This is a genomic window from Paenibacillus sp. FSL R10-2771, assembly GCF_038000205.1.
GTDB classification, from domain to species: Bacteria; Bacillota; Bacilli; order Paenibacillales; family Paenibacillaceae; genus Paenibacillus_AQ; species Paenibacillus_AQ phytohabitans.
On sequence record NZ_JBBOBM010000001.1, the window covers coordinates 2,483,838 to 2,496,992 of the forward strand.

At 47.1% G+C, this 13,155-nt stretch carries 14 protein-coding genes; 12 read left to right on the plus strand and 2 right to left on the minus strand.

Annotated features, from left to right (window positions below; translation table 11 throughout):
* Window positions 1–174 precede the first annotated feature (174 nt).
* Together NSU14_RS10605 and NSU14_RS10610 are read left to right on the plus strand one after the other, a co-directional pair.
* A complete protein-coding gene (locus tag NSU14_RS10605) occupies window positions 175–1,008 on the plus strand; it encodes a hypothetical protein (protein ID WP_340944674.1) in 834 nt (277 codons plus the stop codon).
* 279 nt (window positions 1,009–1,287) lie between these two features.
* On the plus strand, window positions 1,288–1,656 hold the full coding sequence (locus NSU14_RS10610; RefSeq protein WP_171716163.1) for a MerR family transcriptional regulator: 369 nt from the start codon (window positions 1,288–1,290) through the stop codon (window positions 1,654–1,656).
* 64 nt (window positions 1,657–1,720) lie between these two features.
* Here the strand turns inward: NSU14_RS10610 and NSU14_RS10615 are convergent, their stop codons facing one another.
* Entirely contained in the window at window positions 1,721–2,245 is a 525-nt protein-coding gene (locus NSU14_RS10615) for a GNAT family N-acetyltransferase (protein WP_340944678.1), read from the minus strand.
* A 93-nt stretch (window positions 2,246–2,338) separates the two neighbouring features.
* Here NSU14_RS10615 and NSU14_RS10620 point away from each other — a divergent pair, with 93 nt between their 5' ends.
* From NSU14_RS10620 to NSU14_RS10635, 4 genes are all read left to right on the plus strand, one after another.
* Window positions 2,339–2,746 (plus strand): hypothetical protein, encoded by a 408-nt coding sequence (locus tag NSU14_RS10620; protein WP_340944680.1) that lies wholly within the window; start codon window positions 2,339–2,341, stop codon window positions 2,744–2,746.
* Window positions 2,747–2,770: 24 nt separating this feature from the next.
* On the plus strand, window positions 2,771–3,784 hold the full coding sequence (locus NSU14_RS10625; RefSeq protein ID WP_340944683.1) for a phosphotransferase enzyme family protein: 1,014 nt from the start codon (window positions 2,771–2,773) through the stop codon (window positions 3,782–3,784).
* Window positions 3,785–3,825: 41 nt separating this feature from the next.
* On the plus strand, window positions 3,826–4,743 hold the full coding sequence (locus NSU14_RS10630) for a hypothetical protein (RefSeq protein WP_340944685.1): 918 nt from the start codon (window positions 3,826–3,828) through the stop codon (window positions 4,741–4,743).
* Window positions 4,744–4,972: 229 nt separating this feature from the next.
* Entirely contained in the window at window positions 4,973–5,332 is a 360-nt protein-coding gene (locus tag NSU14_RS10635) for a hypothetical protein (protein WP_042138272.1), read from the plus strand.
* An 86-nt stretch (window positions 5,333–5,418) separates the two neighbouring features.
* On the opposite strand, the gene NSU14_RS10640 is transcribed toward NSU14_RS10635, so the two are convergent.
* A complete protein-coding gene (locus tag NSU14_RS10640) occupies window positions 5,419–5,805 on the minus strand; it encodes a winged helix-turn-helix transcriptional regulator (protein WP_042138270.1) in 387 nt (128 codons plus the stop codon).
* Between the two features lie 128 nt (window positions 5,806–5,933).
* Between NSU14_RS10640 and NSU14_RS10645 the strand changes: the two genes are divergently transcribed.
* The 6 genes from NSU14_RS10645 (at window position 5,934) to NSU14_RS10670 (ending at window position 13,029) form a co-directional block, all read left to right on the plus strand.
* Entirely contained in the window at window positions 5,934–7,043 is a 1,110-nt protein-coding gene (locus NSU14_RS10645; protein WP_340944687.1) for a Gfo/Idh/MocA family protein, read from the plus strand.
* 127 nt (window positions 7,044–7,170) lie between these two features.
* Window positions 7,171–8,328 (plus strand): copper amine oxidase N-terminal domain-containing protein, encoded by a 1,158-nt coding sequence (locus NSU14_RS10650; RefSeq protein ID WP_340944690.1) that lies wholly within the window; start codon window positions 7,171–7,173, stop codon window positions 8,326–8,328.
* A gap of 374 nt (window positions 8,329–8,702) precedes the next feature.
* Window positions 8,703–9,590 carry an N-acetylmuramic acid 6-phosphate etherase gene (gene murQ / locus NSU14_RS10655; protein WP_042138263.1) on the plus strand — a complete coding sequence of 296 codons (888 nt, stop codon included), beginning with the start codon at window positions 8,703–8,705 and terminating at the stop codon, window positions 9,588–9,590.
* A 26-nt stretch (window positions 9,591–9,616) separates the two neighbouring features.
* The gene (locus NSU14_RS10660) at window positions 9,617–11,035 is read left to right on the plus strand and encodes a PTS transporter subunit EIIC (protein ID WP_042138260.1); all 1,419 of its coding nucleotides are present in this window, start codon (window positions 9,617–9,619) and stop codon (window positions 11,033–11,035) included.
* 28 nt (window positions 11,036–11,063) lie between these two features.
* The gene (locus tag NSU14_RS10665; RefSeq protein WP_340948920.1) at window positions 11,064–12,116 is read left to right on the plus strand and encodes a DUF871 domain-containing protein; all 1,053 of its coding nucleotides are present in this window, start codon (window positions 11,064–11,066) and stop codon (window positions 12,114–12,116) included.
* A gap of 61 nt (window positions 12,117–12,177) precedes the next feature.
* A complete protein-coding gene (locus NSU14_RS10670; protein WP_340944693.1) occupies window positions 12,178–13,029 on the plus strand; it encodes a MurR/RpiR family transcriptional regulator in 852 nt (283 codons plus the stop codon).
* Window positions 13,030–13,155: the final 126 nt, after the last annotated feature.

Genomic DNA, 13,155 nt, shown 5'->3' on the forward strand with positions numbered 1-13,155 from the left:
TTTTGCAACTTTGATGCTTAGATACCCGGGTACTAGGGAAGATTGTTGTATGAAATACAACAATAATTCTGCTAAGCTGCTTGGAAGAAGAGAAATCCTGCCTTTTGTACAACAATTTTGATTTTGGGCCGATTAAATCAGGATAATGTTGTATTATGTGCAGGATTTCACTAGGTGATCTTACGTTCAGCCTACATAAATCCATGGGATGATGAACAAGCTATGGATGAGGTGGTCCATATGCCATTATTAAGCAAAGGCTCAGCAATAATCTTATCCCTGTTACTCGCGCTTGCTACATCCCCCATAACTATTAATGCTCAAAATTTACCAACGTCTGGGGTCGGTAATCCCGAAGAGACCGCTAAACAAATGGAACAGCTGAAATTTCGCCTGAAGCAGCTGGAGCCGCGCGAACCCGTTACCATTATGAACTCGCCAGAGGAAGCGGCGGCTGCGGCTCACCAGCCTACAGATACAATATCCATTTCCAGAGTAATACATGAAGGCACGAGGATTCCTTTCTTTATTATAAAGAATGACCCTCTCTATCAGAGACCTGTGTACGAAAAGCACTGGCATAGCACCTATAGTGGAGGAAGATGGAGTTACATGCCTACGCGGATACAATACGCACTCCACCGGTTATTTACAACCTACGACATTGGTCTATCCAGCCAATACGATTTCCAGCAAAATGTAGGCATTCAATTCCCGCTGTTCCAGAACAAAACGGATCTGGATCTGTATATCATTGCTTTTCAAACGGAGATTACAGCTGTGTATACCAAAGGCAATCAGGTAGTTGTCACAGGTACCCCCAAACATGGTGGCGTTCAAGTCGCAACTATCAAAACAGGTGATCTGCATCCCTCTGATCTCAAGAAGGCATTGCTCATTCAGTTATCCACTCGGCAAGGTGATGAATTGGATTATTCATACATCGGCTACGCACAGCCGGATTTCTGGTCACAGCAAATACGGAAGCGAAAAGAGCGTGAAGAGTAAGAGGAGTGTAACATAGCAAGCGCCGGGAAGCGGGAGTATCCGCAGGTACCGGCGCTTGCTTTTTTATAGGAGGGTATAACTGAAATATAAACATAGCGAGAGTACACAGCGGACAAGCACATGAAGCAGATGGATATGCCCCTGAAGCACGTATCCGTTGCGAAGTGCACAGCAAAGTAACACGATTAGCCCAAACGGTAGAAAAAGCGAAAGAAACGGTGTACAGAGCAGCGCTAATGAACCAAGAAGGTTAGCCGCTGTCAGAGGGGGCGGAGGAAAATGCAGATTGGAGCGTTTGTCAGAGAGATGGGGACAACGGCAGATACCGTGCGCTACTACATGGAGCTGTCTTTGCTGGCACCGGAGCTGAAGGGGAAGCGTTATTCTTTTGGAGAGAAGGAAGTCCGGGATTTCCAGGCCATCGCACAGCTGAAGCAGTGGGGCTTTGCGGTGAAGGAGATTCAATGTCTGTTCGGACATAAGGCGCAATCCGGCTGCGGGACAGCAGAGGTGCTCCGCTTCGCCCGTGACATGCTGCAGGAACGTGTGCATGCCATTGACAGCAGTATTGCGGAGCTGGGCAGGCAGCGGGAAGGGGTTCTGGTGAATCTGGCTGAGGTGGAGGCGGTGCTGGGGCGGGTGGAATAATAGTGCAACTCATGCTCATAGCTTGCGGATTGCCGGGAGAGATTTAGAAGATATCCGCTCCTCATTAATCACTCCACTTCCCCCGCATCAAACTCATACACACCTGGGATTCCTCATCAACGCTTCTGCAGGGTTCACACACCTCAAATCCAAACTTGTGCACACTGGCTATTGATGCAGCATTGTGTGGATGGGTCAGGATATAAATGCAATCCACTTTAAGATGTTCGAAGCAGAGCTTGATGAGTACAGGCAAGGCTTCGGACATATACCCCTGTCTCCAATACTCTTTCCAGATATCATAGCCGATCTCGACTTGCTTCAGCTCACGATCCCAGTAATGATAGCCGCAGGTCCCGATAAATGCATCCGTTTCAATATCAAACATGCCGTAACGGTGATGGCCTTTTCCCTCTGGACTGGCGTAATGTTCAATGATTTCTAGGGCTTCTTCATAGCTGCATGGCGGTTCGCTGAAATGTTTGCACATCTCCGGATCTGAGAATTGTTTATACACTACATCAATATCCTCTACATTCAGCAAGCGGAAGTGCAGCCGCTCCGTCTTAAACGCTTCTGATAATTTCATAATTGCTCTCCTGTTCATAAAAAACCATTAATATACAATCATTATGATTTTTTGCCTCTATATTGTCTATGATAATTCACAAGACGCTACTTAATGGAAGTGAGGAAAGCGATCATGCTCTTATTCAGCTCAGCAATAGTATTTTCCGGTTTGATTTGTATCATCATTCTTTTTCAGGCTGCGTTGGCTCTTGGTATGCCGTGGGGAGAATTCGCGATGGGTGGAAAGTTCACAGGGAAGCTTCCAGCGCCAATGCGTGCCGCTTGCCTGGTCCAGATTACGGTTTTGGCATTCCTGGCGCTGATTGTGCTGAGCAAGTCGGAGATTATACTTCCTGGGTGGCTTGGATTTGCAGCTGCGGCCATTTGGTTTGTTGTTGGTTTTTCAGTGCTTGCTTCGATCCTGAATATCATTACACGGAGTATGTGGGAGAGAAGAATTTGGGCACCGGTCAGTGTGATGATGCTTATTACTAGTTTAATAGTTGCTACTGCAGTCTAACTAAGTCACCGGAGGGTTACACAAATGGAGAATGCTATTAAGGACATATTTGAACAGAAAGATATTATGCGTATTGCCGCAAACCGCTATGGAATCAACCCTGATGAGTTAACTTACATAGGCGGGTTTCAGAACTTCGTGTACGAATACCAGCGGAGCGGTGGAATGTATATTCTAAGAATTACTCCAGGAATCCATCGTACTGCAGAGCAGGTTAGGGCAGAGCTGGACTGGATTATGTATTTGACCCGCAACGGAATTTCGGCATCGGGCCCGATTCTTCCTACTAATGGTAACTTGACTGAAGCTATTGAGACGGTGGAGATGTGTTTTACAGCTGTCTGCTTTGACAAAGCCAATGGCAACAGGATCGGTTATCCCGAATGCCTGAACGATAACGCAACCTATGAGGAGCTGGGCCGGATTACAGGGAAGATGCATGCGCTTGCCAAGCGGTATGACAATCAGGATGCTACTGTGCGGCGGCATGACTGGAATCTTAATTATTATCTGCAAAATATAGATATCCTGCCCCCCTCGCACCATCGCGTAAGAGAGACGTATTACAGCATCATCGATACTCTCCAAGAGTTACCCAAGGACAGAGAGGTTTACGGACTTATCCATGGGGATATGGGTTTCGGGAATTTCCATGTGAGTGATCAAGGCAAGATCACGTTATTCGATTTCGATGAGGCGCAGTACAGCTGGTTTGTAGAGGATATCGCCATTCAGCTATATTATCTGGTCTATGTATACGGCGGAGAAGAGGGCCGGGACAACCGTGAGGAACAGGCACTTCGGTTTATGGATCATTTCATGAAGGGGTACAGCCGGGAGAACACCTTGGAGCAGTATTGGCTGGAGCAAATCCCTGTATTCCTCAAGCTTAGAGAGCTGATTGTTTACATCGGGGCATACCGGAATTTCGACGGTGACGAAACATTCAGTTCATCAGATAATGAATGGTTCAAGGACTGGATCAGCGAAAGCAGAGAGAGGCTTGAGCATAACGAACCTATTGTTAATGTGTGGTAAAATGATAGTTATATCTCAGGATCTCTGAAAGGTGTGTGTTCATGAGACAAACTATATTTACGAAAAGCATAGCAGCCGCACTCGGCTCAGCAATGCTATTGACGGGTGCCGGTATTACCGTCTTTGGTGCCTTCCCTCAATATACAGAGGCAGCGGCGGTGAAGCCTACGGAAGCCTTCAGCTTATTTGAGCAAAGAGTGAAGAATCCTTCCACGCTCAGTCTGGCCCAGGCGACCTTAGTTAACCGTATTAGTCAAATGACGCAGGCAGAGGCCAATCTGGCCGTTTTGTATCTGGAAAATGCTTTGAAAGCTTATCTGCCCACAGCCACCAAACGCATGAATACACCTGCCATTCAAAAAGATATCAAAAGCATATACACCTACGGCATGACCATGGTGCTGGCGCGCTCCAAGGTGAAGCAGTACGATTCCCGCGTGGTACTGCAGGACTTGACGGCCATGGACTATAAGCTGGGAACGGACGGCGGCCGGTTTATTCCGCTCATTCAGTACAAGAGCTTCAAAGTATTCAAGCCGTACATCAGCAAAGATCTGCAGGCTTACATTGATCTGATGGCAGCAGAGTCGGAGCAGCCGTCTGTGATTAACGGGACTTTACAGGTGGACTGGTACCAAGTCGTGGAACGGGCAGTGCAATATGAAGCCTTTGTACAGACTTACAAGAACTCTAACCGTAATGCGGCGATGAAAAAAGCTTTTGAAGTATCCAAAAGGTATGTGTTCTACGGAACCCCCAATACCCCGTTGTTCGACCAGAAGACACAGGTCATCAATGAAGAAGCAGTTATCGCTTATGAGAATACACTTTCCGAAGCCGGTCCAGAGCAGACCGATGGCAGCAGGCTGCTGACACAGCTTGGTGATTTCCTGTTGCTACTTGAGAAGAACGGCGATAAGAAAACGCAGGCGGTGATTGATTTTCTGGAAGCTATGTGAAGTGAGCGGTAAAATAATCATGATCAATTTACGGATTTATAGAAAAACCGGGCTGTTACCGTCGCAGCTCCGGTTTTTTTGTATGTATTTTTGGCTGATAAGACCCACAATGCATAGTATCCAATAGGCCGGAAGCGTCATTAATCACAGAAAAGGAAAACGATTACAATTATAATGTAAGCGTTATCTAAATGCTGTTTACATTATTACGCAAAGGGAGGAAGAAGACTTGAGTTTGCACAAGGTTTCCTTTAACATGCTTGTAATTATGGGTTTTAGCATTCAGTACGCATTAATGCATCTTTTTTCTGCAGGCGAGGTCATTGCGATATCATCGGCTGAGCTTATTATTTATATGGTGTTCACTTTTGCCGGGCTGGGCCGGTTCTTTCAACGCAGAAGACAGGTGCTGAACGAGCATGGCTGCGGGTCTGCCGGACTTTTTTTCAGCGTGTTATGGACCGTTTCGCTCTGTTCTCAGTTCCGGAAAGAGAACTACCCGGACGCACTGACAATCATTAATTCACTGGGCGTGTCTGCTGCCGGGCTAATTCTGATTACCGAAATTGTTATCTTATTTAAGGCTTGAGATACATAAAGTTATTTGTACTGGAGCAGTGCGGTCTGCCGGATGAAGGAGCTTCTGTCATTTTAGATGACAGAGGCTTTTTTGATTTATTCAATCCCCGTGCGGGTGTCCCGGTTTACTGTATTAACAAACCGTTTGCCCCATTCACAAAGCGGATCAAGAACCATCCTAATTGACCGTCCGCTATCCGTCAGCTCATACACCACTTTAGGAGGCACTTCCGAGAATACGGTCCGGAGAATAAGCCCGTCTGCTTCAAGCTCCTTTAACTGCTGGGTAAGCATTTTTTGGGTGACGGGTGACAGCGTGCGAAGCATCTCTCCATTGCGCATGCTTCCTTGCTCGGCCAGCAGGCAGAGAATCGCTGTCTTCCACTTGCCGCCGATCCGCTCCAGGGTGGCTTCGGTAGGGTTCTGGTACTTTGTATTGCCGGGTATAGCGTTAGCATTCCCCTCGTTCGGCTCATATGTCATAATCATCGATCTCCTTCAACGTACCCGATTGGTAACTATATTACGAATAAGTGCGTACTTTTTTGTTTTGATTATAACGGTTATATTCAATCGTGTCAGTACAACGCTAAATGTGGAGGTAACAATATATGGCTATGTTAAAAAAAGCATCATGGGGAGCAGGAATCGTCGGAGCAGGCGGATGGGGTGGATTGGCTCACATTCCCGCACTTGCAGCGCTTGAGAATTATGAGGTGAAGGCAGTGACCGGCACGCGTGCAGAAAGCGCACAGGCGGCAGCTGAGCTCCACGGCATTGGCTCTTATTATACAAGTACATCAGAGATGGCAGGGCAGCCTGGAATTGATGTTGTAGTGGTAGCTGTGAAAGTGCCCGAACATGATTTGCTGCTCCGCGAAGCCTTGGATGCCGGTAAGCATGTATACAGTGAGTGGCCGCTGGCCCGGACTACTGCGGAGGCGGAAGCGCTGCTGGAACTTGCGGAAGAACGGGGAGTGAAGCATGTGACGGGCCTACAGGCCCGGGCCAATCCAACTGTCTGCTATATCAGGGACTTAGTCGCTGAAGGTGCTGTTGGCCGAATATTGGCTGTGAATACAATAGTTACCCTGCCTGTATTTCCAACCTCGAACGGAACAGTGGACCAGGCGCATGTCTATCTGCTGGATGAAGCTAACGGGGCAGATCAACTGACGATCGGGGCAGCGCATGTGCTTGATGGGATTGAATATATGGTCGCACCGTTTGTTGAGGTATCCGGTAAGCTGGACACGCATTATCCTGAAGTTCACATACTGGAGACTGGTGGATCAGTGGCCGCAACTGCACCGGATCACGTGCTTGTTAACGGCAAGCTGGCACAGAATGCACTAATTTCGGCCCAGTTTGTTAATGGCGGTGCCCCCGGATTTACGCTGCGGATCATAGGAACCGGGGGTGAACTGGTCATCACCCCACGGGATCAGCTGATGTTTCAGATGGACCGGCTGAAGCTTCAGCTCGTCCGAACTTCCGGTGAGACAGAGATACTGGAAACACCAGAAATGTATACCTCACTGGTACGGCATCTGCCTCCCGGTCCCGGGTACAATGTGGCTCATCTCTATGCCCGACTGGCGCAGCGGCTTGACGGGGAAGAGGTGGAATTGCCCGATTACACCCAGGCGGTCCGCGTGCATCGTCTGATGGATGCGATCCGTAAGGCAAGCGCTTCGGGTGTCCGTCAAGAAGTGAGATAACTAATACTTACTGCCCGTCCCGCTTTCCTGACTTTTCTCAATTCACCATTTAATTTTTGTATTCTATCCGCTATATGCTATGATTTGAGATATGGTATTTTCTGAGAAAGGAAGGGGCGGGCTCTTTATGATTACTTTCAAAAAAATTCTGCAGATCATTGGTCTTAGTGTTCTTGTAACAGGTGTTGTTCATCCCCCCGTTATGGAAGCAGCAGCTACTAGTACAGCACAGACCGCGAAATTACCGGCTATCCGTATCTATTTGAACAACTCGCAGATCACCTCTTCAGCAGGAGGAGCCACCCTAATGAATGGAACGGTAATGCTCTCGCTGGACATGCTCTATGTCAGGGGGGCAACGGTCAGTTATGATGAACATTCCAAAATGATCACCATCGGGAATCTGTTCACGAAGGGCAGTATGAAGATCGGGAGCCGTATTGCAACGGTGAACGGGAAGCAAAACACGTATTCCGCAGCCTTCCAGCAGGTGAATAAGCAGCTCTACATCCCTCTGCGGTTCGTGAATGATGCTATTGGCGGCTCGCTGAAATGGAATGCGGACAGCCGTGAAGCGCTCATTAGCTATCCTGAATTTGTCGGCGACGGCCAGGCCAGTAAAGACGCGTATTTCTTAAACGGGGTGGACGGCACTTTATATAAGCGGGATGCAGCCGGAGTGGTTCACTCTATGGGCGCCTCTACAGCCAAGCTTGAACCTTATTATATTGCGGGAACACAGCTGACATCGGTGAAGATTTCAGAAGATGCGGATTTGGTGACCATTCAGAATTCCAGCGGTGAACCTTCGGTCAACCTGACGGTATACAATCTGTTTGTCAAAAAAGGGGCCATCCTGCGCCAGTCTACAGCGCATTATTGGCAGTTCTCTCCTGAGGACTTGAAGACGTATGCCGGGAACGCCGTTATGAATGACGGTCATATTGTCCGGTTAATTGCCCCGGATGCAACGGTCCTGCAAACCTGGAACGTTTCGAAGCTGGCAGGTACCCCGGATCAAACCTACGCCATTGAAGCCATAGGCGAGAATTATCTGGTTGCCCGCTCTTCACAAGAAGGCCTGCTGACGTTAATTGATGCCGGAGCTAACCGGGCGATCCTTCTCTACAAAGAGTTCGGAATTAACCCTATGGATATGCCGGGATTCAAATATGATGGGATTAAATTCATTGACAGTGGCGATGATAAATCAGAATTGCGATTTGAATTTACGAGCAGCAAGAAAGACAGCAAGACTTATACGTACCGGTTGGGTGGTTTGTAATTGGGTTGGTCCATGGTTTGTTGAATGTATAAAAGTAAGAAACTTCTCCTTTGATTAGAAATGGTTGGGTAGTGCCTCCATTTTACACAGGAGCGGTTTCTTTTTTTGTGCTTTTAAAAGATTGAAGATTCGCTTTCCGCTTAAACAGTCCGTTCGCGGAGCGTCCACTCAAGTGCACACGTTGATCTTACTCAAAAAATGAAGGCCTCCCTGATGCCAATAGTAGCTTTTGGGGCAGGCTCTTTTTTGCGTACCCAATCTCTTTTTGATATTTAATTTCAATTAAACAAAATTAATGTTGAAATAATATTTCAGTAATGCTATTCTTCACTTAGAGAGCGATTTCATAAACAGAAAAGGATGATGAGGAAATCATGTTAGAGCATTTGACAACAGAGACCCGCAATAAGAAAACAATGAACCTGGATGAATTAACTCCTCTTGAACTTCTGGAAGTGATGAATGAAGAAGATCACAAGGTCGCACAAGCGGTTAAACAAGAGATTCCGCAAATTGCCAAAGCAGTAGAAGTGATTACCATGGCGATCAAACAAGGCGGACGCTTAATTTATATGGGGGCTGGAACAAGCGGACGTATCGGCTTACTGGATGCTGTTGAATGTCCGCCAACCTTTGGAACAACGCCAGAGGAGGTCATCGGGCTAATTGCCGGGGGAGAGAGGGCGTTTATCAAGGCGGTCGAAGGTGCAGAGGACAACGAACAATTAGGGGTGCAGGATTTACAGGATATTAAGCTGACAGCCAAAGATGTTGTCGTCGGAATTGCCGCCAGCGGACGCACTCCATATGTTATCGGCGGATTAGAATATGCCAATTCTATAGGTACACCAACTGTAGCCGTAAGCTGCAACAAGGATTCAGCGATTGGTAAAATAGCCAGGATTGCGATAGAAGTCGTAAACGGGCCGGAAGTTTTGACCGGGTCAACACGTTTAAAGGCCGGTAGTTCGCAGAAATTAATCTGCAATATGCTGTCTACAGCTTCGATGATCGGTACGGGCAAAGTGTATGGAAATCTTATGGTGGATGTACAGCTAACCAATGAAAAGCTTGTAGAACGTGCCAAACGGATTGTTATGGATGCGACAGATTGTGATGCTGAAACAGCAGAGAGTTATTTGAAGCAGGCAGATCAGAAACCGAAAATTGCTATTGTGATGATTCTTGCGGGGCTAACTAAAGAGGAAGCTGTGCAACGGCTCGAAGAATCACAAGGCTTCGTCCGTCAGGCGATTCAATAATACGATAAGAAGAAAGGGGCACAAACATGAGTAAATATCATGATTTAGCGGTCAAAATACTAGGGGCGATCGGTGGCCGTTCCAATGTATCCTCATATACCCATTGCATGACCCGTCTTCGTGTAACTGTTGTGGACCGCAGCCGGATCGCTGAAGCAGAGTTGAAGCAAATCGACGGGGTTCTGGGTGTAGTGGATGATGATACGTATCAAGTCATTCTCGGACCTGGGGTCGTGACCAAGGTAGCAGAAGAGTTCGGTATCGTGCTTGAAGAAAGTGCTTCAGCGGGCGAAAGTACAATTTCGGCTGAACAATTACAGGCCAAAGGCGCACAAATGAAGGCGCAGCTTAAAAAGAAGAATGATACTCCATTCAAAAACTTTTTACGGAAGATCGGGAATATTTTCATTCCGCTTATCCCTGCGTTCGTTGGAGCCGGATTAATTGCGGGTATTGGCTCAATTCTAGCTAACAATATTACAGCGGGCAACTTAGACACTGCAACCTGGCAGCAGTATGTAACGATCTTAAATGTTATCAAAAACGCAATTTTCAGTTACCTGGTGATTTATGTCGGTATTAATGCAGCTAAAGAATTTGGAGCTACTCCTGCGCTTGGTGGCGTGATCGGCGGGGTGACGCTCTTAACAGGGGTTACAGCTGACCTGCCCATTTTTAATATATTTACGGGTGCACCCTTAACGGCAGGGCAAGGTGGGGTTATCGGCGTTCTAATCGCCGTATGGATTCTATCCATCGTGGAGAAATATTTGCGTAAAGTGATTCCGGATGCCGTTGATATTATTGTTACGCCTACAATAGCTTTACTAGTCGTGGGTCTGATTACGATATTTTTCATTATGCCATTCGCCGGATTTATTTCCACCAATTTAATCGGAGCTATCAACTGGACGCTAGAGGTTGGCGGTGCATTCTCAGGCTTCGTATTAGGAGCAGCGTTCCTTCCGCTTGTTATGTTAGGACTGCATCAGGTATTGACGCCGATTCACATTGAGATGATCAATGATTCAGGGATGACGCTGTTGCTTCCGATGCTGGCTATGGCTGGTGCGGGTCAGGTTGGGGCTTCCATTGCATTATGGATTCGCTGCAAGAAGAATAAATCATTAACGAACATGATTAAAGGCGCACTTCCGGTAGGTATTCTGGGAATCGGCGAGCCCTTAATTTACGGGGTTACCTTACCGCTGGGCCGGCCGTTTATTACAGCTTGTATTGGCGGAGGGATTGGCGGTGCGGTCATTGGCTTATTCGGCAACGTTGGAGCGATTGCCATTGGGCCTTCCGGGGTTGCGTTAATTCCCTTGATTGCCAATGGATTATGGCTGAAATACGTCATAGGCTTAATTGCAGCTTACGCTGGCGGATTTATTGCCACTTATCTCTTCGGCACACCCAAAGAGGCTATGGCAGAACAGGATTAACTTGAACTGAAATAATGAGGTGATTCCAGTGCTCGGAATTTCAATTTTTGTGGCGGACCGCACGTTAGAAGATAATGTCAAGTATATGGAACAAATGAAGGCTGCAGGCTGTACGGAAATATTCACATCCCTTCATATGCCGGAGGATGACATCGGACAATTGAAGGAGAAATTGCTGGAGATCGCCAACGCTGCCCGGCGGTTAGGAATGGACCTGATGGCGGATATTTCCGGAAAAGCATTGGAGAAATTTTCATTTCCCTTTCTATTGGATGCTGGTGTTACAGGTTTGCGGACTGATTTTGGTTTTAGCGCCGATGAAATTGCAGCCTACTCACAACATCTGAAAATCGCCTTAAACGCCAGCACCTTAACACCAGAATTTTTAACTGCCTTACAAGAGCATCCTATTTGTCTTGAGAATACCCAGGCCTGGCATAATTATTATCCCCGCCCGGAGACAGGTCTGGATAAAGAAGCATTTATAGCGAAGAACAGATGGCTGCAGGCGGAAGGCATTACGACAATGGCCTTTATTCCGGGAGACGGGCTGAAGCGAAAACCGTTATTTCAAAGCTTGCCTACCTTAGAGAAGCACAGGAATCAATCTTCTTTTCTAGCTTATCTGGAATTAGAGAAGGATTGTGCGGTGGACAAAATTTTCGTTGGCGATTTAACCCTTTCAGAAGGGTCTCAGGTTCAATTTCAGCGGTATGAAGATGGGATTATTCCTTTGCGGGTAACCCAAGAACTGCCTTATGCCCTATGGGATACGGTTCACCGGAACCGCCTTGACGCTGCCCGTGATGTGGTCCGGTCGGAAACTGCGAGGACAGATCAGGAACGTTTTGTAATGACCCGAAGTATTGCGCCTATGCATACGAACAAGCGGCCTAGAGGAACGGTTACCGTCGATAATTATTTGTATGGCCGCTATGAACATGAGCTGCAGATCACATTAACGGACCTGCCGGCACATGAAGGCGTGAATGTAATTGGTCATGTGATAGAAGAGGACCTTCCTCTATTGGACTACGTCAGACAAGGCGGAAGGCGCTTTAGCTTCACAGCTGCTACTTAATGATTTATCCCCTCTATTTTGTTACAATAAGGAGAATAGCCTGAGGAGAGGAGCTTGGAACTTGGTAGCAGGAAGTATGATTTCCCAAATTGAACTGGTATTAAATGAATTGCCGGAATCAGAAAAAAAAGTAGCTGAGTACATTCTTGCCAATGCTAAAGAAGTGATGCATATGACCATACATGAGTTAGCAGCCAAAGCGGAGGCAAGCAGTGCGGCGGTTGTCCGTTTTTGCCGGTCAGTGGGTATCGAGGGTTTCCCCGCTCTGAAGATCCGTTTATCCGCTGAAGTAGAGAACACGAATTATGTGGGCTACTTTGATGTTGAATCGAATGAAACCGTGCATTCTATCATTGATAAAATGCTGTCAAATACCATATTGACCTTTCAGAATACGGCCAGCCAGCTGGACGCGCAATCCATTGAGCAGGCTGTGCGCCTGTTACAACAGGCAGAGGTTATTTATGTGTATGGGATTGGCGCCTCTTTTATCATTGCAGAGGATGCAGCACAGAAATGGCTTAGGCTCGGCAAAAATGTATATGCGATTTCAGACCGTCATTTATTGGCAGCAGCCATGGCTACGAAATCAGAAAACGCCGTCTTTTGGGGGATTTCGTATAGCGGTGAGACGAGAGAGGTCATTCAATTAACGAAACGGGCCAAGGAGCAGGGGGTCAAAACGATCAGTCTCACCCGCCCCGGAAATAACAAGCTTGCCCAGCTTGCGGATGTCTCTTTATTTACATCACGCGCGCCGGAAGCTAAGCTTCGCAGTGCGGCAACTAGCTCGAGATTCGCCCAGTTATTTGTACTCGATATTGTCTTTAGCGTATATGCCTCTGCCCAGCATGATTTAACGGTGGAGCAGCTGGCGAAGACAAGGCAGATGATTGAAGTCTTGTATGATTAATGTTGAACCTCTCTATAGAAACTCCTGCGAATCTATTAGCGGGAGTTTTTTAGTGCGCCTGCAGCAGGGTACATTATTTTCAATATTCAACGATTTACAAAATATGGAATGTATGTTATCTTTGCT

Coding starts and splice junctions, on each gene's coding strand:
- NSU14_RS10610 (WP_171716163.1), top strand. CDS start 1,288: ATGCAGATTGGAGCGTTTGTCAGAGAGATGGGGACAACGGCAGATACC.
- NSU14_RS10615 (WP_340944678.1), bottom strand. CDS start 2,245: ATGAAATTATCAGAAGCGTTTAAGACGGAGCGGCTGCACTTCCGCTTG.
- NSU14_RS10620 (WP_340944680.1), top strand. CDS start 2,339: ATGGAAGTGAGGAAAGCGATCATGCTCTTATTCAGCTCAGCAATAGTA.
- NSU14_RS10625 (WP_340944683.1), top strand. CDS start 2,771: ATGGAGAATGCTATTAAGGACATATTTGAACAGAAAGATATTATGCGT.
- NSU14_RS10630 (WP_340944685.1), top strand. CDS start 3,826: ATGAGACAAACTATATTTACGAAAAGCATAGCAGCCGCACTCGGCTCA.
- NSU14_RS10640 (WP_042138270.1), bottom strand. CDS start 5,805: ATGACATATGAGCCGAACGAGGGGAATGCTAACGCTATACCCGGCAAT.
- NSU14_RS10645 (WP_340944687.1), top strand. CDS start 5,934: ATGGCTATGTTAAAAAAAGCATCATGGGGAGCAGGAATCGTCGGAGCA.
- NSU14_RS10650 (WP_340944690.1), top strand. CDS start 7,171: ATGATTACTTTCAAAAAAATTCTGCAGATCATTGGTCTTAGTGTTCTT.
- murQ (WP_042138263.1), top strand. CDS start 8,703: ATGTTAGAGCATTTGACAACAGAGACCCGCAATAAGAAAACAATGAAC.
- NSU14_RS10660 (WP_042138260.1), top strand. CDS start 9,617: ATGAGTAAATATCATGATTTAGCGGTCAAAATACTAGGGGCGATCGGT.